Genomic DNA, 20,181 nt, shown 5'->3' with positions numbered 1-20,181 from the left:
ACCATGTATCGCCGGAGAGCAAGAGGCGGACCATGGCAGATATGCACTATGCACGGCCCGAAGCGGGGCCTGAGCGGACGAGTTTCATTGTCAGGCTGACCAATCTGACTGGCGCGGCGTTGTCGATCGCGCTGATCGCGGGCGTGGGCGTCTGGGGATACAAGATGGTCATGCGCGATGTGTCCGGCGTGCCCGTGGTGCGCGCGGCTGAAGGCCCAATGCGGGAGGCCCCCGCCGATCCCGGTGGCGATGCGGCTGCGCATCAGGGTTTGGCGGTCAATGCGGTGGCCGCAGAGGGGATTGCGGCGGCCCCGGCGGATCGACTGGTTTTGGCCCCGCCACCGCTTGAATTGTCGCTGGACGATGTTGCGCCACTTACCCAAGTGGCGGAGGAGGAGGCCGCGGAACGGCCCACGGCTGAGGCAGCGGAGAGCGATCCAAGCGCCGCGCCGGAACAGTTGCGCAATGCCTCTATTCTGGCGCTTGCAGATCAAATCGCGGCCGGTGCGTCGCCGATGGCCCCGTTGGAAGAAGAGGTCACTGGCCCGGAGGCGGTTGATGCCCCGGAGGGTGAGGCCGAGGTGGCTGTGGTGGACACCGCGAGCGCGGTGACGCGCCCGCGCGCGCGACCGGCCTCGTTGACCTCGGTTCCCGAGGCGATTGCGCTTGCAGTGGCGGCGGCACAGTCTGTCCCGTCGGATGAGGTGGATGCCGACACGATCCCGCTTGGCACGCGGCTGGCGCAGTTGGGGGCCTTTGATTCGGCAGAGGTGGCGCGCGCGGAATGGGACCGGCTGGCGGGGCGGTTCGGTGATTTTCTAGACGGAAAACAACGGGTTATCCAGCGCGCCGAGAGCGGCGGACGCACGTTCTACCGGCTGCGGGCCATGGGATTTGCCGATTTGGGCGATGCACGGCGGTTCTGTTCGGCGCTGGTTGCGGAACGCGCCGAATGTATCCCGGTGGTCACGCGGTGACGCGGTTTGGGGCGACGATCCTCGACTCGGAGGGTCTGCGACTGACGGTAGATGAAAAGGCGCTGTTTCGCGATACGCGCCCGTTTGGATTCATCCTCTTTGCCCGCAATATCGACAGCCCGGATCAAGTGCGCGCGCTGTGCTCTGAGATGCGCGAGGCTGCGGGGCATGAGGCGATGATCACGATTGATCAGGAAGGGGGCCGTGTGCAGCGTCTGCGCGCGCCGCTCTGGCGGGAGTGGCCCGCGGCGTTGGATCAGGCCGAGGCGGCAGGCGCGGGCGCGGCGGAAGCGATGTATCTGCGCTATCGCTTGATTGCGGCGGAGTTGCACGCGCTTGGGATCGACAGCAATTGCGCACCGCTGGTGGATGTGGCGGGGCCTGCGACGCATCCGTTCCTGCGCAATCGCTGCTATGGCACTGATCCCCATACGGTCGCAACCTTGGGACGTGCGGTGGCGAATGGTCTTCTGGACGGGGGCGTATTGCCGGTGGTGAAGCATATCCCCGGACATGGCCGCGCCGAGGCCGACAGCCACCATGATCTGCCGGTGGTGACAGCTGTGAAGAGTGACCTGCAAGCCACGGATTTTGCACCGTTTAAGGCATTGAATGACCTGCCGCTCGGGATGACCGCGCATCTGGTTTATACCGCGATTGATGACGCACCTGCGACGCTGTCCGCGCCGATGATGCGGGTGATCCGGGATGAGATCGGCTTTGACGGGCTGATCATGACCGATGACATTTCGATGAAGGCGCTGAGGGGGACGCTGCCGGAGCTGTCGCGTGCGGCACTCGAGGCTGGCTGTGATGTGATCCTGCATTGCAACGGCACGCTGCCTGAACGGACGACGGTGGCCGAGGCGGCGGGTGAGATGACCGATGCCGCGCAGACCCGCGCGGAGCGGGCGCTGACATGGCGCGAGACCCCCCAAGAGATTGACATTTCCGCCCTCTCGGCACAGCTTGATGCGCTGATGGGCGGGTGTTCGCATGGTTGAGGACGATTTCGACAGGGACGAGAGGCCGGTCAATGTGGCCGAGCGGCTGGCGGCTGAGGCGCTGATTGTCGATGTGGATGGGTTTGAGGGGCCGCTGGACCTGCTCCTGACGCTGAGTCGGACGCAGAAAGTGGATCTGCGCAAGATTTCGGTGCTGGAACTGGCGCGGCAATATCTGGCCTTTGTCGAGCAAGCCAAGGCGCTGCGGCTGGAATTGGCGGCGGATTATCTGGTGATGGCGGCCTGGCTCGCCTTTCTCAAATCGCGGTTGTTATTGCCGCCTGACCCGACGGAGGACGGGCCGTCGGGCGAGGATCTGGCGGCGCATCTGGCCTTTCAATTGGAGCGGTTACAGGCGATGCGCGATTGCGCGGCGCGCCTCATGGGGCGCGACCGGCTGGGGCGCGATTTCTTTGCGCGCGGTATTCCCGAGGATGTGGCGCGGCTGCGGCGTGTGACCTATACGGCGACGCTGCTTGATCTCATGCAGGGCTATGCAAGGATCAGGACGCGCGACGAATTCCGGCCCTTTGTGATGGATCGTGACGCGCTGTTCACGATGGAGCAGGCATTGGAGCGGATGCGGGGGCTGATTGGCTTTGCCGGCACCTGGACGGATATCGTGAGCTATTTACCGGAGGGATTTACCTCTGATCCCGGACGTCGCCGTTCGGCCACGGCCTCGACCTTTGCCGCGGCATTGGAATTGGTCAAAGAGGGACGGGCGGAACTGCGGCAAGCGGAGGTTTTCGCGCCCATCGAGCTCAGGCGCAAGGATTAAGAGCATGTCAGAAGTATCGGAAGAAAAAGAGCAAAGTCTGTTCAAGGCACCTCCTCTTGCAGAGCAGGAACGGATGATTGAAGCGATGCTCTTTGCGAGCGCCGAACCGCTTACGACGCGTGACATGGCCGAACGGATGCCGCATGGCTGCGACCCCGCAGAAGCGCTCGTTCATCTGCGCAAGCGGTATGAGGGGCGCGGTGTCCGAGTGGTCAAGGCGGGGGATGCCTGGGCCATCCGCACGGCACCTGATCTGGGCTATCTGATGAGTCGTGAGACCATTGAGAGTCGCAAGCTGAGCCGGGCCGCGATCGAGACCTTGGCGATCATCGCCTATCACCAACCCGTGACGCGCGCCGAGATCGAGGAAATTCGCGGTGTGGCAGTCAGCCGGGGGACGGTGGATCAACTGCTGGAAATGGAATGGATCCGGTTCGGGCGGCGCAAGATGACGCCGGGACGCCCGGTGACATTTGTCGTCACGCAGGAGTTTCTGGATCACTTCGGGCTGGAGAGCGCGCGCGATCTGCCGGGGCTCAAGGAATTGCGCGCCGCTGGCCTCTTGGACAATCGCCCGCCGCCGGGAACGATGCCGACGATGGGCAGCGAGGACGGTGACGAGGACGAGGGCGCGCCGGGGCAGAACGAGTTGTTCGAGGATTGAGGGTGCTGGATGGTCGGCGCCTCCGGCGAGTGTATTTGGGCCAAGAAAAAGAAAAACACGCCCGGTCTGCCCTGAAATTGGCAAGTTTCAGGGTTATGTCGGTGCAAGAGGCAGCAAGAGGAGTGGTGCGATGAACGCCAATCAGATGATCAACATGGTGGTTCGCATGATCCTGCAAAGGGTGATGCGCGGCGGTATGACGGCGGTGAGCAAGAAGATGAGCGGCGGCGATGACGCGGCGGCACGCAAGACCGTGCAGCGTGGGCGGCAGGTGATGAAGATCGGCCGCAAGATGGGGCGCTTTTAAGCCTTGAAATGCTTGGAGAGTTTCAGGCCCTGACCCTGATAGTTTGACGCTATGCCGGCACCGTAGAGCTGATCGGGCACGCGGTCCATGTGTTCATAGACCAAGCGTCCGACAATCTGGCCATGTTCCAACACGAAAGGCGCCTCGTGGCAGCGCACTTCGAGCACGCCGCGAGAGCCGGTGCCCCCTGCGGCAGCATGGCCAAAGCCGGGATCGAAGAAACCTGCGTAATGCACCCGGAATTCACCCACCATGGCCACATAGGGGGCCATTTCGGCGGCGCATTCGGGGGGGATATGCACCGCCTCGCGGCTTACCAAAATGTAAAAGGCACCGGGATCGAGGATGATCTGGCCGTTGTCGGAATGCACCTCTTCCCAATAGGCGGCGGGATCGTAATGGCCGATCCGGTCAAGGTCGATCACGCCGGTGTGCGGCTTGGCGCGGTAGCCAACCAGCGTGCCGGTGGCAGGGCGCAGATCGACGGAAAAGCCAAGCCCCTCGTCGATCATGGCTGTCCCATCCACCAGAGGCGTTTGGGCGTGGAGCGTGCGCAGGGCGTCATCCGAGAGCACGGCCTGACCTGCGCGAAAGCGGATCTGGTTGAGACGCATGCCGGGGCGCACCAGCACGGAAAAGGAGCGCGGGCAAATCTCGGCATAGAGGGGACCGGCATAGCCGGGGGCCACGCGGTCAAACTCGACCCCGCTGTCGGTTATGAGGCGGGTCAAGAGATCGAGCCGACCGGTTGAGGACTTGGCATTGGCAACGGCCTGTACGCCCAGGGGAAGGGCGAGCGATTCCATCAAGGGGACTACGTAAACGCAGCCTTTTTCCAGCACCGCCCCGGCGTCGAGGTCAATGCGGTGCATTTCAAACTCGGCCAGCCTGTCGGCGACGGTGCGCTCGGTTCCGGTGAGAAACGAGGCCCGCACACGGTAGGCCATCTGACCGAGACGCAAGTCAAGGCTGGCAGGCTGGATCTGTTCGGGCAGGATTGCGGGTGTGCCGGACAGGGTGCCGGTGTCGATCATGGCGTGGATTTGTTGGCTGGAAAGAACCCCGGTCATCTTTGCCCCCTCTTTTTGCGCCCCGCATTCTGGTCAGGGTGCCCGAGGGGCCGAGGCGGGCGGAATCGTCGGTAAATTTGGTCGGGCTAGCAGGACTTGAACCTGCGACCTTCCGTCCCCCAGACGGACGCGCTACCAGGCTGCGCTATAGCCCGACGATGGGCTGTTCATAGCGATTTTGTCCGCAGGGGCAAGAGGGAAATCCCGAAATTGCGCAGGGATTTACCGGTCTTTGGCGTGAGAGGCCGCATGCGCCCGGAGAGCTGCGACGAGCGGGGCAAGGCGGCGGGCCAATTCCGGGGATACGGGCCGGGGCAGGGTGCTGAGCACGGTCAGAAGACCGGGGGCGGCGGCGAGGGCGTCGCTCGGATCTGCGGGGAGATCGGGTTCTGTGAAGGGCTCTGGCGGGGTGGTGGTGTCGGCTTCCACAGGCTCCGTGGCCTCTGGCGTCTGGACCGGGACAGGCGCGGAGAGAGGGAGGTCAGCCGGCTCGGCTGCGGGTTCTGGTTCTGGTTCGTGTGCTGATACGGGTTCGTCCTCTGCCGTGACAGGCTCTGGCTCGGCGTCACGGTTGGCGGAGTGCTCGGTCGGTTCGGCCCGCGCGTGATCTGCCGTCTGGGAGCCATCGCTCTCATCTTCGACCGCTTCCGGAAGATCATCAATCGCGTCTGCAGGCCCGGAATCCGGCTCCGGCTCTTGGTGTCCGGGATGTGCGAATGTCAGCACGTCGGCGGGGCGAGCGGGTGCCGTTTCGACATCGAGTGCAATGCCGCTGATCTCGCCCGTGGACTCGTCGTCCAAGGGCGGCGACAGTCCGCATACGTGTTGAATACCGTTCTCGCGGAGATATTTTTGCGCGCCCTTGATGGTCATGCCCTGATCATGCAGGAGCGCTTTGATGCCACCAATCAGGGTCATGTCTGCCGGACGGTAATAGCGTCTTCCACCGGCGCGCTTGACCGGCTTGATCTGGGTGAACTTGCTTTCCCAGAACCGCAGCACATGCGCCGGCACCTCAAGCCAATCCGCGACTTCGCTTATGGTTCTAAAGGCGTCGGCGGCTTTGCCCATGGGCGGCGATATCCTCAGCTCTTGGTGCCGTCGGCGACGCGGTCTTTCATCAGGTGGGAGGGGCGAAAGGTCAGCACCCGGCGTGGGTTGATCGGCACTTCTTCGCCAGTTTTGGGATTGCGGCCGACGCGGGCCGTCTTGTCGCGCACCGAGAAGGTGCCGAAAGATGAGATCTTGACCTGCTCTCCGCGCACAAGGGCGTCGGACATATGGTCAAGAACGCTCTCGACCAATTGCGCCGCGTCATTGCGCGACAGCCCAACCTCGCGGAAAACGGCCTCGCTCAAATCCATCCGTGTTAATGTCTTGTCGGTCATCACATCCCCGCGATTTTTTTCATTACATTGCGGCGAAGAAATTTCCGAGTCAATCTCAACCACTTACAGGCAGCGGTTAACCCGCGCCTTTTCGCGCATTTTGGTGAGATTCACCAGCGTAGGGCCACGGCACCCCAGGCCAGACCCCCGCCAATTGCCTCAGCAAGCAGCAAATCGCCCTGTTTGATCTTGCCGGAGGCCACCCCGACGGAGAGCGCCAAGGGGATCGAGGCGGCAGAGGTGTTGCCGTGGTCCTGCACGGTGACGATGACGCGGTCCATCGGCAGGCCCAGTTTCTTGGCCGTGCCCTGAATGATGCGGATGTTGGCCTGATGTGGGACGATCCAGTCGACATCGGCACCGGTCAGCCCGATTTTTTCGAGTGCGGCCTCGGCGGTCGACGCGAGTTTCTCGACCGCCTGACGGAAGAGGGGGTTGCCCTGCATGCGCAGTTTGCCCGCCTCGCCGGTGGTTGAAACACCGCCATCGACATAAAGCATATCGCGATAGCGACCGTCGGAATTGAGGTCGGAGGACAGGATTCCGCGATCGGCGGAGGTGCCGGTGCCCTCATCTGCCGCAAGCACCAATGCGCCTGCGCCGTCGCCAAAAAGCACACAGGTCGAGCGGTCCGTCCAATCCATGATGCGGCTGAAGGTCTCTGCGCCGATCACCAATACGCGCTGCGCCTGACCTGAGAGGATGAGCGCGTTGGCAGTGGTGAGCGCATAGATGAAGCCTGCGCAAACAGCCTGAATGTCAAAGCCGAAGCCACGTGTCATGCCAAGCTCTTTTTGCACCATCGTGGCCACAGAGGGAAATGTCAGGTCTGGTGTCGATGTCGCTACAACGATCCCGTCAATGTCATCGGCGACAAGGCCCGCATTCGTGAGGGCTGCGCGCGCGGCGCGCACGGCGAGATCTGATGTGGGTTGCCCATCGGCGGCAAAATGACGGCGTTCGATGCCGGAGCGGGTGCGAATCCACTCATCCGAGGTCTCCAGAGTCTTTTCGAATTCCGAGTTGGGAACGATGCGGTCTGGTAGATAATGCCCGATACCTTGGACGACGGAGCGCAGTGTCATTCAGTTTCAGCCTCTGGTTGGGGCTCTGTTTGGAGATCTGAGGGGGCATCCTGATCCAGCAGCGCCGCAGAGGCAACCCGCGCCGCCAGCTTGTCGGAAAAGCCCGATTGTGCCAGCTCGAACGCCAGTTTGATTGCGGAGGATACGCCCATGGAATCGGCCGCGCCATGAGATTTGACCACGGTGCCGTTGAGCCCGAGGAACACGCCGCCATTGGCGCGGCGCGGGTCAATCCGCTTTTTCAGGCGAGCGAGCGAGGTATAGGCCAGCACGGAGGCCAGGCGCGACAGCAGCGAATAGGCAAAGGCCTCGCGCAGCAGGTCGGCAATCAGTTTGGCGATGCCTTCGCCGGTCTTGAGGGCCACGTTGCCGGTGAAACCGTCGGTGACGATCACATCACATTTGGTGCCGGGCAGGTCGCGCCCTTCGACAAATCCGACGAAATCGAAATCCGCAATCCGGGCGTTGGCGGCGATGAGGTCGTAGGCCTCTTTAAGTTCGGCGCGGCCTTTGTGCTCTTCGGTGCCGACATTGAGCAGGCCGATCCGAGGGCGCGCAAGGCCGAAGCCGTTGCGCGCATAGGAGGCCCCCATAAGGGCGTATTGCATCAGATCCTTGGCATCTGCGCGAATATCTGCGCCGCCGTCCAGCATGATATTGTGCTTTTGCGGATTCTTGGAGGGCCACATGACCGCGATGGCGGGGCGGTAGATGCCTGGCAGCTTGCGCAGTCGCAGCACTGACATGAGCATCAGCGCGCCCGTATTGCCGCAGGAGACACAGACCGTCGCCTCGCCCATGCGGACCGATTCGAGCGCGGACCACATCGAGGTCTCACGCCCGTGGCGCACCACATGTGACGGCTTGTCTTCCATCGTGACAACTTCGGGCGCGTGCCGGATTTCGCATCGCTCGGAGAGGCCACGACGTTTGGAGATCAGGCGCTCCAATTCCTCGCGGGGGCCATGAACGATAAACCCGATCTTGGGGTTTTTGGACGCAGAATCGGCAATGCCGGCGACAATAGTCGCCGGCCCCTGATCCCCGCCCATGGCGTCAATCGAGATGATGGTGCGTCCTGCACCCGCCTTGGAATGGTCCGTGCGAGCGGTCATGCAGCAAATCGCCTATCGCGGCTTCAGGCCGCGTCGTCTTCCAGGTCGATCTCTTCCACCAGCGCCACGACCTCGCGGTCGGCATAGTGTCCGCACGCGGAGCACACATGATGCGGGCGCTTCAGTTCGCCGCAGTTGGTGCATTCGTTCGGATTGCCTGCAACCAGCGCGTCATGGGCGCGGCGATTGTTGCGGCGCGATTTCGATACTTTGTTCTGTTGGACGGCCATGTCGCAACCTCAATTCCTGTGGGCCGATATGGCCCTGTTTCACGGGTGTTCGCGGCTCATAGTATGTTACGAGCCGCCGGTTCAACCCCAAATTCCGGTGAGAGCGGGAAAATACAGAGATTTAATGCCGGGGCAAGCGATTCTTGGGGTCAGCGTGAGGCGATCAGTCGTCATTTCCCTCTTGCAGCTTGTTTCTCAGGCTGGCGAGGGCGGCAAAGGGCTTGGTCTCTTCGTCCTGCATGGGGGCAACCCCTTCCTCGGCGATTGCGAGGCTGCCGAGTTCGGCACCATCGCGGCGCGGATAGGGGGGCAGCGCCAGTGCCAAGGCCTCGATCATCACGCGAGAGAGGTCGATTTCGGCACCCAAGGGTTCAAACGCGTCATCCTCGGGCATCTCGATCTCCGCCCCGGGTTCCACCGGGTCGCGATCGGCCTCTGGCGAAAAGCGTCGGATGACTTTCTCATCAATGCGTGTCTGCACAGGCTCGAGCGTGACCACGCAGGACTGGATCACGGTTGCACCCAGGTCGGCCTGCAACAACCAATCCTTGCGCCCCTCGGCGCTCAGCGTGCCGCGAAAGCGCAATTTGCGCAGACCGAGCAGATCGAGTTCCGCGGAGATCGCTTCTGTCTGCGCCGTGTCAGACACCAGATCAAACGTCACGGGCCGGCGGGTCGAAAGGTCAGCCACGCGAATAACTTGGGTCTTTTGCGGGTGTTGTGACATCTTTCCCCTCGCTTCCATTCTTGAAACATTGCATCACCTTGCTGTAAGCGGGATAAAAGCCGCAGGCGGCCAAGACAAGAGGGCAGAAATGACAGCGATCCGAAACCGAGTGGTCAGCGCCTTGGCGCTTTGCTGTCTTATTGTCGCAACCGGCTGTTCAGCCACCTACCGCAATCACGGCTATGTGCCGCCCGACGAAGACCTGCAAAGCCTCGTGGTGGGGGTGGATACCCGTGCCACCGTGGACGATGTCGTTGGGCCGCCATCTTTGTCAGGCGTGCTGGCGGATGGTGATTATTATTATGTGCGCAGCCGGGTGCGTGAATATGGCATGTTCCGCCCACAGGTCGTGGAGCGTCGGGTTCTGGCAATTTCGTTCAATGACGATGACTCCATCGCAAATATCGAAGAGTTCGGGCTTGAGGACGGTCAAGTCGTGCCGCTCGCGCGGCGTGTGACGGATTCGTCTGTGATCAAGAATGGCTTCCTCCGCCAGATCCTGAGCAATATCGGCAATCTCAACCCCGCCTCCGCGTTCGAGTAAAACAGGTCATGCCGCTGTCGCAGCTTGCGTGCTAGAGCGACCGGGACTAGGGTCGCTCAGCGCAGACGGGGTCGCGGTATGGCAGGGCTTGGCAATCAGCGGTATCAGGCACGGATCGGCACCACGCCCGAGGATCGCCACGCCGCACAGCGGTTGCGGGCGCGGGCCTTTCTGGGCGAGGCCGAGGGGCTGGATCGCGATTCGTTCGACGATATCTGCACCCATGTTCTGATCGAAGACGGTGCGAGCGGTCCTTTGGTTTGTTGCTTCCGGATGCTGATGCTGACCGGCGGTTCTGAGGTCGCGCAGAGCTACTCTGCGCAGTTCTATGAATTGTCCGCGCTGGCCGGATTTGAGGGCAAGATGGCCGAGATGGGCCGGTTCTGTATCGCGCCCGGCCTGAACGATCCCGATATCCTGAGAGTGGCCTGGGCGGCGATGACGCGATTTGTCGATGAGAACGGCATTGAGATGCTGTTTGGCTGTTCCTCGTTTCAAGGAACCGAAACGGACACCTATCTCGATGCCTTTGCCATGCTGCGGGAGCGGCATCTGGCGCCGCGACGCTGGTGGCCGCAGGTCAAGGCTCCGAGCGTGTTTCGCTTTGCGCAGCGGCTGCGGCGGCACAAACCGGATGTGAAATTGGCGATGCGGCATATGCCGCCTCTGTTGCGCACCTATTTGATGATGGGGGGGTGGGTGAGCGACCATGCGGTCATCGACCGGCATCTCAACACGCTGCATGTGTTTACCGGCGTTGAGATCGGCGCTATTCCGGCCACGCGCAAACGACTGCTGCGCGCGCTTGCAGGCTGAGGTCCCTTGACGCTGCCGGGGCGGCAGGATAGCCCGCGCCCATGGCACGCGCACCTCTTTTACAACTCACCGACATTTCGCTCACCTTCGGGGGTGAGCCAGTGTTTCACGATCTCTCACTTGTGGTGCAACCCGGCGACCGGGTGGCGCTTGTGGGGCGCAACGGGTCTGGAAAATCCACGCTGATGAAGGTGATGGCCGGTCTGGTCGAGCCGGATCGCGGTGTGCGGGTTGTCACACCGGGCATCAGCGTGGGCTATATGGAACAAGAGCCTGACATGGTCGGGTTCACCACGCTGGGGGACTATGCCGCGAGTGAATTGGACCCGGCCGAGACATACCGAGTTGAGATGGCGGGCGAGGGGCTGAAGTTTGATCCGGCACGCCCGGTCAGCACTGCTTCGGGCGGTGAACGGCGGCGCGCGGCTCTGGCCAAGCTGATGGCTGAGGCCCCCGATCTGATGCTGCTCGATGAGCCGACAAACCATCTCGATATCGAGGCGATTGCCTGGCTCGAAACCGAGTTGCGCGAGACCCGTAAAGGCTTTGTCTTGATCAGCCATGACCGCGCTTTTTTACGTGAACTGACGCGCGCAACACTCTGGATTGACAGGGGAATGACGCGGAGGCAGGAAAAGGGCTTCGAGCACTTTGAAGTCTGGCGTGACAAGATCTGGGAAGATGAGGATCAGCAGCGGCACAAGCTGGATCGCAAGATCAAGTCTGAGGGGCGTTGGGCTGTTGAAGGGATCAGCGCGCGACGCAAGCGCAATCAGGGTCGGGTGCGCGCCCTTGCCGAATTGCGCGCGGAGCGCAGCAGTCAGATCAGGCGTCAGGGCACGGCAGCGATGGCGCTTGAGGCGGGTCCGTCTTCGGGGCGGAAAGTTATCGAGGCTCTCGATATTTCAAAGGCTTATGGCGACAAGCTCATCTTGGATAAGTTCAGCATCAAAATCCTGCGCGGTGATCGGGTGGCCTTTGTTGGCCCCAATGGCGTGGGCAAGACGACGCTGCTCAAAATGCTGCTCAAAGAAATTGAACCTGATACCGGAACGGTCAGCCAAGGCACCAATCTGATGCCTGCGGTGTTCGATCAGGCGCGGGCACAACTGGACCCGGAAATGAGTCTCTGGGAAAGCCTGACAGGCGATGCCGATATGCGGGTATCGGGACAGGCGGATCAGGTGCTGGTGCGCGGTCAACCCCGGCATGTGGTTGGTTATCTCAAGGATTTCCTGTTTGACGAGCGGCAGATGCGCGCGCCGGTCAAGTCGTTGTCGGGGGGAGAGAAGGCTCGGCTTCTACTGGCCAAACTGATGGCGCGCGAAAGTAACCTGCTGGTCTTGGACGAACCGACCAACGATCTGGATATCGAGACGCTCGATCTCTTGCAGGAGCTGCTTGACGATTACGACGGCACTGTTCTGCTGGTCAGCCATGATCGCGATTTTCTTGACCGGGTGGCGACCAAGACAATCGCCATGGAGGGGGATGGTCACGCCATCACCTATGCTGGGGGCTGGTCGGATTACCGGGCGCAGCGCTTGGCGGATGTCACAGAGGAGTCGGCTAAAAAATCTGAAAGAACAGATAGTAAAAAGCCGGAGTTAAAGCAGTCAAAACCCGCCGCGACGCGCCTCAGTTTTACTGAAAAACACCGGTTCGAGGAACTGCCGGCGGTGATCGAACGCCTTGGTGCCGAGATTGGTAAGCTCGAAGATCTTTTGGCCGATCCGGCGCTTTTTACGCGCGAACCGATCAAATTCAAAAAGGCCACGGAGGCCTTGACGGCGCGGCAAGCGGCCTTGGCTGATGCCGAGGAGGAGTGGTTGGCGTTGGCAGAGCGGGCAGAAGGCTGATTTCTGCTGTAGTCCGACACCTGTCGCCGCTAAGGTGCGTTTCATGACCGCGACGGACGACAGAATGAAGGAACGTGTCAGGCGACTCTATGAAGGGCGCAGCACGCGCGCGACCCGTTTTCGCTATGCGCTGCTGATCTTTGACGCGTTGAGCATTCTGTTCTTTCTGGCAACGGCCACCTTGACGCTCAATCCGACGCTTATCGTCGCGGATGTCGTCGTTGCGCTCATCATCCTTGGCGATTTCCTCTGTCGCCTGTGGATTGCCGAGAAACGCTTGCGCCACCTGCGCCAGATCTATGTGCTGGTTGATATGATTGTTCTGGCTTCGCTCATTGTGGCGCCGTTTCTGGGGCAGGGCTGGGCCGCGCTGCGGCTCTTGCGCGCGCTGCGACTCGTGCATTCTTACCATCTGCTGCGTGATCTGCGCCGCGATGTGCGGTTTTTCCGTCGCCATGAGGATCCGATCGTGGCGGCAGTGAACCTTTTGGTGTTCATTTTTACCATGACGGCGCTGGTCTTGCTGTTGCGCGGGGGCAAGGAGCCGGGGCTGGAGACCTATGTCGATGCGCTCTACTTCACGGTGACGACGCTGACCACCACGGGATTTGGCGATATCATCATGACCACGGGCATCGGGCGGCTCTTGGCGGTTGGGATCATGGTGGTGGGGGTTGGTCTGTTTCTCGGACTGGCGCGGGCCATCTTCATGCCCTCCAAAGTGCGCTACAAATGCGAGGGCTGTGGCCTGTTGCGGCATGACCCTGATGCCATCCACTGCAAGCATTGTGGCCGTGAGGTCCGGATCGAGACTGAGGGCGCATAGCTGCGCGTCACTGCATCCGCAGCGCCCCATCAAGGCGGATCACCTCGCCGTTGAGATAGCCGCATTCGAGGATGAAGGTCGCGAGCCGGGCATATTCCGCCGGATCGCCGAGGCGTTTGGGGAATGTCACCTCTGCCGCCAGACTGTCCTGCACCTCTTGCGGCAGGCCGCGCAGCATCGGCGTGGCAAAGGTGCCGGGGGCGATGGCCATGACGCGGATGCCCTCGCGCGCCAGATCGCGGGCCATGGGCAGCGAGAGGCCGACGATCCCCCCCTTGGAGGCGGCATAGGCGGCCTGACCCTTTTGCCCGTCAAAGGCGGCGATGGAGGCGGTGTTGATGATCACACCGCGCGCGCCATCCGCATCGGGGGTGTTATGCGCCATCTCCGCCGCCGCAAGCCGCGCGACATTGAAAGATCCGATAAGGTTGATGTCGAGCGTGCGCCGAAAGAGGTCGAGTGGGTGGGGGCCATCGCGGCCCAGCACCTTGGCGCCGGTGGCGATGCCTGCGCAATTGATTGCCGCCGTGATCCGGCCCATGGCGGATTTGGCCGCTGCGATGGCGGCTGACACTGACGCCTCATCGGTGACATCGGTTGTCACGAATGACGCGCCGATTTCGGCGGCGATGGCCTCTCCTCGCTCCGAATCGCGGTCAAGGAGCGTGATTGCGGCGCCCATGGCGCGGAAATGGCGGGCTGTCGCCTCGCCCAGACCAGAAGCACCGCCGGTGATGATCGCGGCCGTTTCGTCAATGCGCATGCTGTCCTCGCTTGAGTTAAATGAACATATGTTCAAATATTGGGTGTGATCCCTGCTGTCAAAGACTGTCTTAGGCTTTTTCTTGGCCCAATTACTCGACTCCGTTCACCCTTGGCGCTGTCGCAAGCGGGTGATCACCCCGAGCGTCAGCACGGTGAGCACGATGCGGTAGATGTGGTGGATCGTCACAAAGGCGGGATTCGCCTGAAGGCTGAGGGCGACCAGCGCCATTTCGGTGACGCCGCCGGGAGCGAGGGTGATGAGGAGCACATCCACCGCCTCGCCCGTCATCTCATGCAGGGCGAGAGCCAGCCCGACGCCGAGGGTCAGCATCGCGCCCACCGCCGCCATCGCAAGCGCAGCCCCACGCAGCAACAGGCCGCGGCTAAGCCCGGTGAAACGCATGCCGAGCGCCGTTCCAAGCACGATTTGTGCCATATTTACAAGCCATTGTGGAATATCAAAGCTGAGCCAGCCCGTGAGCGAGAGCGCCGCCGCAAGGGCCATCGGCCCGGTCATCTGCCCGGCGGGCAGGCGCAGCACATGGCCCAGCCCCAAGCCCCCCAACCCCGCCAGCACGATCAGCGGCAGGTCGGACCATGGCACATCGGGGCGGGCCATGGTCATGCCCGCTGAGCTACCCACCGGTGCCCCCAGCCAGAGCGACAGGCCAAGGGGCAGGGCCGTGACCACAACGATAATGCGCAGGAATTGCTGCATCATCAGGCGGGTCACGTCGGCACCTGCCGCCTCGCCCAGTTCGATGCTCTCATAGAGCCCGCCGGGGGTGCTGGCGTAAAAGGCGGTGGTGGGGTCATAGCCGCCAAGATGGCGAAAGATCGTATAGCCCATGGCATGTGCCAGACCGACAAAAAGCGTGACTGCGCCGAAGGTTAGCGCGTAGTGATGCGCCTCGGTAAAGAGGGCTGGGGTCACTTGCGCGCCGATCATAAGGCCGATGATGGCGATGAACATCAAGCGCAGTTTCTGCGGAAAACGGTAGCCTGTGGGCAGGCGTTCAGGCAGGGCGGTGGCGATGAGGGCCGAGATGGCCAGCGGACCCAGCATAAAAGGCAAGGGCAGACCAATGGCTTGGCCAACAAAGCCCGAAAGAGTGGACAGGGCCAAGAGAAGAAGGGTGGTTGCAAAGATCGGCATGGCGCCCGTTCAAGCACCGGGCGCGGGCGGGGGCAAGAGGGGGATCAGAGGAATGTGACGAATTTGTCAAAGGGCATTTCGCGCAGGCGTTGACCTGTGGCTGCGAAGATGGCGTTGGCCAAGGCGGGGGCGGCGGGGGGCACGGGCGGCTCACCGATGCCCTTGATGTTGTCACCGTTTTCCAACCCGCGCACAGTGATTTCGGGGCATTGGAAGAGGCGAAGCGATTGAAATGTATCAAAATTACTCTGCTCTGCCGCGCCGCCCGCATAGGTGATCTGGGCGTGCATCGCATGGCCCAAACCAAAGAGAACGCCGCCCTTGACCAGCCCGTCAAAGTTGATCGGATCAAGGATGCGGCCTACGTCGGCGGCGACGAAGACGCGGTCGAGGCGGAGGCCGTTTTCGGTGTTCGTGACCTCGACCACTTGCGCGCAGGGCACGCCGAAGGAGAGGCAGAACGCGACGCCGCGCCCCTGACCGCGGGCAAGGGGGCTGCCCCAGTTTGACATCTCGCCGACTGCTTCCAGCACCTGCCGCGAAGGGGCGTCAGTGCAGAGGCGCAAGCGCTCGGCCAGTGGATCGGCCCCGGCGGCGTGGATCAATTCGTCGAGCAGACAGTCATGGAAAAACCCGTTGGAGGACGCCCCGACCGAGCGCCAGGACGAGATCGGCGCCAATTCGGGCGCGCGGTAGCCGGTGACGCGATAGTGAGGAATATCAAAGGGTTGATCCCATGCCCCGGCCACGATTTGCAGGTCCGGCCCCGGCGCGGGGATGCTTTGGCGGCCCATTTGTGAGGCGAGGATCGAAGGCATGGCGATGCCCAGATCATAGGCCGCGACCTGTCCATTCTCGACCCGGCCCCGCCCGCGCGCCATCGCGATCTGGCGGGGAAAGTCGTGGGTCATGTCCTCTTCGCGGGAATAGGTCAGTTTCACGGGCCGCCCCGGCAATTCCATTGCGATGCGGGTGGCGTGGCGCGTCACCTCATCCTCGAGCCGGTGACCAAAGCTGCCGCCGATCATCAGGGCGTGGATGTGGATGGCGTCGGGTGTAAGGTTTGTAAGGTTTGCCACGTTATTTTGTACAAAGCGCGGCACCTGGGTGCCGGTCCAGATATCGACCCGCTCGGGCGTGTAGAGGACGGTGGCGTTGAGCGGTTCGAGCGGCGCATGGGCGAGGTAGGGCGCGCGGTATTCGACCGTCAGATCGGTGCCATCGGAGAGGGCGGTGTCGATATCACCCGCGTCGCGGAACTGGCTGTCTTGCCGGTCGGGGGTAAAGCTGTCGGAGAGGCTCTGCCAATGGGCGTCCATCTCGGGCGGAATTTGGGCGGAGCCCCATTCGACCGGGATGGCGGCGACCGCCTGCATCGCGCGCCATGTGGTGTCGGCGATGACGGCAACGCCGTCGGGCAGGGCCACGACGGTGATCACGCCGCGCATGGCGAGGGCGGGGGCGGGATCATGGCTGAGCCGTGCGCCGCCGATCGCAGGGTTCAGGCGGAGGGCGGCATGGGCCATGTCGGGGAGGCTCACGTCGATGCCGTAGGTTTGCGTGCCGGTCGATTTGGCGACGATGTCGATCCGCTGCATCGGCTGGCCGAGGAGACGCCAGTCGGAGGGCGCGCGCAGGGTCACATCGGTGACAGGATCGGTGGTCGCGGCCTCGGCGGCGAGGCTTTGGTAACTGAGGCGCGTGCCATCGGGCAGGATCACCGCGCCGCGTTCGGTTCTTAAATCGGTTACGGAGAGGGTATGCAGCCGGGCGGCGGTGGCCTTGAGCGTTTCGCGGGCCACGGCCCCGGCGTGGCGGAGTTTGTCAAAACCATCAGGGACGGTGGTGGAGCCGCCGGTGATCTGCATGCCGAGAAATTTCATTGGCGCATCGGCAAGGCTGCGCACGGTTTCAGCAAGCCAGCTCTCGTCGGTGGCGCGGAAGGGCACGGCATCGCCTGCAAGGGCGGTGTTGTAATAGGCAGGGCTGGGGGGGCCGGGATCGGTCTTGATCTGGTCGAGGTCTACGTCAAGCTCCTCGGCAATCAGCGCCGCTTGCACAGATGTTGCCCCTTGGCCCTTGTCGGCGCGGGGGGTGATGAGGGTGATCGCCTCAGAGGTGATCAGCACATAGGGCGTGAGGGCTGCTGCCCCCTCGGGCAGGTCGGTGAGGAGCGGGTTGGCGTAGGGCGTCTTATACCGCCAGACACCAAAGGCCACACCGCCCGCGATGGCGACAGAGCCGATGAGAAATGTGCGGCGGGCGATGGTTTTGACGCGGCCCATGGATCACGCGCCCCTGAGGCTGCGGGCGGCGGTTTTCACGGCCTCGCGGATACGGGGATAGGTGCCGCAGCGGCAGAGATTGCCGGATAGGGCGTCGTCAATCTCGGTGTCGGTGGGATTGGGTGTCTCGGACAAGAGGCTTGCGGCCTGCATGATCTGGCCGGACTGGCAATAGCCGCATTGCGCCACCTGATGTGTGATCCATGCGGATTGCACCGGATGCGGCGCGTCGGGCGTGCCCAGCCCCTCGATGGTGGTCACTGGCCCCGAGACATCGCCCACCGCCACCTGACAGGATCGCGTGGCCACCCCGTCGATATGCACAGTGCAGGCGCCACATTGGGCGATACCGCAGCCATATTTCACCCCCGTGAGGCCCAGAATATCGCGCAGCGCCCAGAGGAGCGGCATGTCGGGTTCGAGATCCTCCAGAGAATGGTTGGTGCCGTTGACGGTGAGTTGCACACGCAGCCCTTTTTTGCAGCCTTTCGGACAATAATAAACCGATCAGTTCAGTTGTCCAGATGGCATGGCAATTGCTGTTTCACTCGGGCGCAAAGACCGTATAGTAGGGGCCTATGAAGCAAAAAACCGGGAAACGGATGCAGGTCGTCATTCACGCAGGAGCCCATCACACCGATGACGACAGGTTGATCAATTGCCTGTCCGCCAATCGAGAGATGCTGGCTGACCACGGCACCAATGTGCCTGATCCGCAACGCTATCGCCGTTTGGTGCGGGATATTCTGCACCAGGCCCAGGATTCCGGGCTGGCACCGGATGCACGCGACATTCTGGTTGATGCCATCAGCAATGAGGGGGCGGTGGATCGTCTTGTTCTGTCCAATCCGGGATTCTTCGGCACGCCCAAGATGGCGGTAGGCGGCGGGACCTTTTACGGCGCGGCCGAGCATCGGCTCAATCTCTTTCGGCAACTCTTTCCCGACGATCAGATCGAGTTGTTTCTTGGAGTGGTCAATCCGGCGACCTTCTTGCCGCCGCTGCTCAGACAGACCGAATTCGAGACGATCGAGGCCTTGTTGCGTGGCTATGACGTGGCGCATCTGAGGTGGTCGGAGCTTGTCACCCGGATTCGCACCCATCATCCGGATATTCCCGTCACCGTCTGGTGCAATGAGGATACGCCGCTGATCTGGAGCCAGGTCGTGCGTGAATTGGCTGGAATTGACCCCACGGTGCAATTTGAAGGCGAGTTCAGCCTGATGGAAGAGATTATGACGCCGGCAGGTCTCGAGCGGTTTCGCGGCTATGTGGCGGCCCATCCGGGCATGACCGAAGTGCAGAAGCGCCGGGTCGTTGCCGCGTTTCTGGATAAGTTTGCCGATGAGGCAGCCATCGAGGAAGAGCTGGACGTGCCCGGCTGGACCGATGCTGTGGTGGGCACGCTGACCGAGCTCTATGACGAAGACATGTTCACAGTCCAGCGCATGCAGGGCGTTCAGGTCATTACCCCGTGAAGCGGGGGCAATTGAGTGAGAATTTCGCTTGCAGTGCCGAGACAGCTTGTCTAATCAGGCGCGCAAGCCCCTATAGCTCAGCTGGTAGAGCAACTGATTTGTAATCAGTAGGTCCGCGGTTCGAGTCCGTGTGGGGGCACCATTTTACACAATTAAAACAATAGACTATAGGTATCGCCGGTGAAGTCTAGACCAACTATTTTGACGTTGTCACTGGATTTGTCACTGCATTTAAGAACCAAAAAAGACGAAGCGAATCGAACCCAGTCTTTGTCGAAATGTTGATGCCGTCATCCGCCTCGCAGCACTTGGCAGGCGAAATATCTTTGGGCCAGTCTGCGGCTTGGTGCAGGCATCGAGCCCTTCGGCCATGAAGTCCAGGCCGCTGCTTTCGAGCCTGCTCATCGGCCAGTCCCCTCGATTTGACCGCGCGCTTCAGCGATTTCCTCGAGCGTCAAGGTGTCTGCCATGCCGCCGTGCCCTGCCCATTCAATGTCATGTGCTTCGCAGGTTTCCATCAGCTTGCACTGTGTTGCGGCAATCAGAGCGAAAAGGCTTTCAGTCTCGGGTGAGTTCGGCAGTCTTGCAGCCTCGGCCATCTGCTCGACGGCGCGCAGTATTGCGCACGCTTGGTATAGCCTCTCCGAGGTTCTTTCGTGATTACAGCGAACGTGCTCGGGAATGTTCGTCATTGTCTCAGACTCCTTTTGTGGTATTACACCATTAATGCAACACTGCATCAATAACGCATACTGCATCAGAAGTGCAAGGTATAATTATGACGCCAGAACAATGCCGCGCCGCCCGTGCAATGCTGGCGATGTCCCAAGGCGATCTCGCAAGCTCCACGGGTGTTGCGAAGCGTACCATTGCGGGCTTTGAAATGGGACAGAGTACTCCTTATTCGCGCACCATCGCCGCGCTCCGCGCCGCCCTCGAATCCGCCGGGGTCGAGTTCATCGCAGAGAATGGAGGCGGAGCAGGCGTCCGATTGCGCAAGAATATCTGACTAGGCAGCGCACCCATAAATTTCTGTTCTTTGGCATAGGCTTGTGATTCATTTCCCCCCAAACAGCATGGGGGAGAAGAAACATGGCGCGGTCG

24 protein-coding genes and 2 tRNA genes are annotated in these 20,181 nt (G+C 61.9%); 12 read left to right on the top strand and 14 right to left on the bottom strand.

Annotated elements, in window-relative coordinates; translation table 11 throughout:
- Positions 1-32 precede the first annotated feature (32 nt).
- The 5 genes from ACSSVY_RS14270 to ACSSVY_RS14250 all read left to right on the top strand — a co-directional run bounded on the left by ACSSVY_RS14270 (position 33) and on the right by ACSSVY_RS14250 (position 3,733).
- Positions 33-977, top strand: a complete 945-nt coding sequence (locus ACSSVY_RS14270; RefSeq protein ID WP_454270245.1) for an SPOR domain-containing protein — start codon at positions 33-35, stop codon at positions 975-977.
- Positions 953-1,981, top strand: a complete 1,029-nt coding sequence (gene nagZ / locus ACSSVY_RS14265) for a beta-N-acetylhexosaminidase (RefSeq protein ID WP_454270243.1) — start codon at positions 953-955, stop codon at positions 1,979-1,981. The genes ACSSVY_RS14270 and nagZ overlap by 25 nt, the downstream gene beginning before the upstream one ends.
- Positions 1,974-2,762, top strand: a complete 789-nt coding sequence (locus tag ACSSVY_RS14260) for a segregation and condensation protein A (RefSeq protein WP_454270242.1) — start codon at positions 1,974-1,976, stop codon at positions 2,760-2,762. Before nagZ ends, ACSSVY_RS14260 begins: the two co-directional genes overlap by 8 nt.
- 4 nt (positions 2,763-2,766) lie before the next feature.
- Positions 2,767-3,426 carry an SMC-Scp complex subunit ScpB gene (scpB, locus tag ACSSVY_RS14255; RefSeq protein WP_454270241.1) on the top strand — a complete coding sequence of 220 codons (660 nt, stop codon included), beginning with the start codon at positions 2,767-2,769 and terminating at the stop codon, positions 3,424-3,426.
- 130 nt (positions 3,427-3,556) lie between these two features.
- Positions 3,557-3,733 carry a hypothetical protein gene (locus ACSSVY_RS14250; RefSeq protein ID WP_454270240.1) on the top strand — a complete coding sequence of 59 codons (177 nt, stop codon included), beginning with the start codon at positions 3,557-3,559 and terminating at the stop codon, positions 3,731-3,733.
- Here ACSSVY_RS14250 and ACSSVY_RS14245 read toward each other — a convergent pair.
- The 8 genes from ACSSVY_RS14245 to ACSSVY_RS14210 all read right to left on the bottom strand — a co-directional run bounded on the left by ACSSVY_RS14245 (position 3,730) and on the right by ACSSVY_RS14210 (position 9,348).
- A complete protein-coding gene (locus ACSSVY_RS14245; protein WP_454270239.1) occupies positions 3,730-4,803 on the bottom strand; it encodes a 2'-deoxycytidine 5'-triphosphate deaminase in 1,074 nt (357 codons plus the stop codon). The genes ACSSVY_RS14250 and ACSSVY_RS14245 overlap by 4 nt on opposite strands.
- A 78-nt stretch (positions 4,804-4,881) precedes the next feature.
- Positions 4,882-4,958 (bottom strand) — tRNA-Pro (locus tag ACSSVY_RS14240).
- Between the two features lie 67 nt (positions 4,959-5,025).
- On the bottom strand, positions 5,026-5,874 hold the full coding sequence (locus ACSSVY_RS14235) for a MerR family transcriptional regulator (protein WP_454270238.1): 849 nt from the start codon (positions 5,872-5,874) through the stop codon (positions 5,026-5,028).
- Between the two features lie 14 nt (positions 5,875-5,888).
- Positions 5,889-6,233: an integration host factor subunit alpha gene (gene ihfA, locus ACSSVY_RS14230; RefSeq protein WP_296430493.1), complete on the bottom strand. Its 345-nt coding sequence runs from the start codon at positions 6,231-6,233 to the stop codon at positions 5,889-5,891.
- A gap of 68 nt (positions 6,234-6,301) precedes the next feature.
- Positions 6,302-7,276 (bottom strand): beta-ketoacyl-ACP synthase III, encoded by a 975-nt coding sequence (locus tag ACSSVY_RS14225; RefSeq protein ID WP_454270237.1) that lies wholly within the window; start codon positions 7,274-7,276, stop codon positions 6,302-6,304.
- On the bottom strand, positions 7,273-8,391 hold the full coding sequence (plsX, locus tag ACSSVY_RS14220) for a phosphate acyltransferase PlsX (RefSeq protein WP_454270236.1): 1,119 nt from the start codon (positions 8,389-8,391) through the stop codon (positions 7,273-7,275). The genes ACSSVY_RS14225 and plsX overlap by 4 nt, the downstream gene beginning before the upstream one ends.
- Positions 8,392-8,414: 23 nt before the next feature.
- A complete protein-coding gene (gene rpmF, locus ACSSVY_RS14215; RefSeq protein WP_008281050.1) occupies positions 8,415-8,621 on the bottom strand; it encodes a 50S ribosomal protein L32 in 207 nt (68 codons plus the stop codon).
- Between the two features lie 163 nt (positions 8,622-8,784).
- Positions 8,785-9,348, bottom strand: a complete 564-nt coding sequence (locus ACSSVY_RS14210; protein WP_454270235.1) for a YceD family protein — start codon at positions 9,346-9,348, stop codon at positions 8,785-8,787.
- Between the two features lie 88 nt (positions 9,349-9,436).
- On the opposite strand from ACSSVY_RS14210, the gene ACSSVY_RS14205 reads away from it, so the two are divergent.
- The 4 genes from ACSSVY_RS14205 to ACSSVY_RS14190 all read left to right on the top strand — a co-directional run bounded on the left by ACSSVY_RS14205 (position 9,437) and on the right by ACSSVY_RS14190 (position 13,393).
- Positions 9,437-9,892 (top strand): outer membrane protein assembly factor BamE, encoded by a 456-nt coding sequence (locus tag ACSSVY_RS14205; RefSeq protein ID WP_454270234.1) that lies wholly within the window; start codon positions 9,437-9,439, stop codon positions 9,890-9,892.
- A gap of 78 nt (positions 9,893-9,970) precedes the next feature.
- Entirely contained in the window at positions 9,971-10,708 is a 738-nt protein-coding gene (locus ACSSVY_RS14200; RefSeq protein ID WP_454270233.1) for a GNAT family N-acetyltransferase, read from the top strand.
- Between the two features lie 41 nt (positions 10,709-10,749).
- Entirely contained in the window at positions 10,750-12,567 is a 1,818-nt protein-coding gene (locus tag ACSSVY_RS14195; protein ID WP_454270232.1) for an ABC-F family ATP-binding cassette domain-containing protein, read from the top strand.
- A gap of 43 nt (positions 12,568-12,610) precedes the next feature.
- Positions 12,611-13,393, top strand: a complete 783-nt coding sequence (locus ACSSVY_RS14190; RefSeq protein ID WP_454270231.1) for an ion channel — start codon at positions 12,611-12,613, stop codon at positions 13,391-13,393.
- Between the two features lie 7 nt (positions 13,394-13,400).
- Here the strand turns inward: ACSSVY_RS14190 and ACSSVY_RS14185 are convergent, their stop codons facing one another.
- From ACSSVY_RS14185 to ACSSVY_RS14170, 4 genes are all read right to left on the bottom strand, one after another.
- Entirely contained in the window at positions 13,401-14,156 is a 756-nt protein-coding gene (locus ACSSVY_RS14185) for an SDR family NAD(P)-dependent oxidoreductase (protein ID WP_454270230.1), read from the bottom strand.
- 105 nt (positions 14,157-14,261) lie between these two features.
- Positions 14,262-15,314: an AbrB family transcriptional regulator gene (locus ACSSVY_RS14180; RefSeq protein WP_454270229.1), complete on the bottom strand. Its 1,053-nt coding sequence runs from the start codon at positions 15,312-15,314 to the stop codon at positions 14,262-14,264.
- A gap of 44 nt (positions 15,315-15,358) precedes the next feature.
- Positions 15,359-17,599 (bottom strand): xanthine dehydrogenase family protein molybdopterin-binding subunit, encoded by a 2,241-nt coding sequence (locus ACSSVY_RS14175; protein ID WP_454270228.1) that lies wholly within the window; start codon positions 17,597-17,599, stop codon positions 15,359-15,361.
- A gap of 3 nt (positions 17,600-17,602) precedes the next feature.
- A complete protein-coding gene (locus ACSSVY_RS14170; RefSeq protein ID WP_454270227.1) occupies positions 17,603-18,064 on the bottom strand; it encodes a (2Fe-2S)-binding protein in 462 nt (153 codons plus the stop codon).
- Positions 18,065-18,177: 113 nt separating this feature from the next.
- Here ACSSVY_RS14170 and ACSSVY_RS14165 point away from each other — a divergent pair, with 113 nt between their 5' ends.
- The gene (locus ACSSVY_RS14165) at positions 18,178-19,077 is read left to right on the top strand and encodes a hypothetical protein (RefSeq protein WP_454270226.1); all 900 of its coding nucleotides are present in this window, start codon (positions 18,178-18,180) and stop codon (positions 19,075-19,077) included.
- A gap of 66 nt (positions 19,078-19,143) precedes the next feature.
- Positions 19,144-19,219, top strand: a tRNA-Thr gene (locus tag ACSSVY_RS14160).
- Between the two features lie 89 nt (positions 19,220-19,308).
- On the opposite strand, the gene ACSSVY_RS14155 is transcribed toward ACSSVY_RS14160, so the two are convergent.
- Both ACSSVY_RS14155 and ACSSVY_RS14150 read right to left on the bottom strand, forming a co-directional pair.
- On the bottom strand, positions 19,309-19,482 hold the full coding sequence (locus ACSSVY_RS14155; protein WP_454270225.1) for a hypothetical protein: 174 nt from the start codon (positions 19,480-19,482) through the stop codon (positions 19,309-19,311).
- The gene (locus ACSSVY_RS14150; protein WP_454270224.1) at positions 19,479-19,769 is read right to left on the bottom strand and encodes a hypothetical protein; all 291 of its coding nucleotides are present in this window, start codon (positions 19,767-19,769) and stop codon (positions 19,479-19,481) included. The genes ACSSVY_RS14155 and ACSSVY_RS14150 overlap by 4 nt, the downstream gene beginning before the upstream one ends.
- Before the next feature lie 86 nt (positions 19,770-19,855).
- Here ACSSVY_RS14150 and ACSSVY_RS14145 point away from each other — a divergent pair, with 86 nt between their 5' ends.
- On the top strand, positions 19,856-20,086 hold the full coding sequence (locus tag ACSSVY_RS14145; RefSeq protein WP_454270223.1) for a helix-turn-helix domain-containing protein: 231 nt from the start codon (positions 19,856-19,858) through the stop codon (positions 20,084-20,086).
- Positions 20,087-20,181 lie beyond the last annotated feature (95 nt).

Source organism: Roseovarius sp. MBR-51 (genome assembly GCF_053628575.1).
Note: the sequence above shows the minus strand (reverse complement) of the source record. Positions and strands in the feature narration are given on the sequence as shown.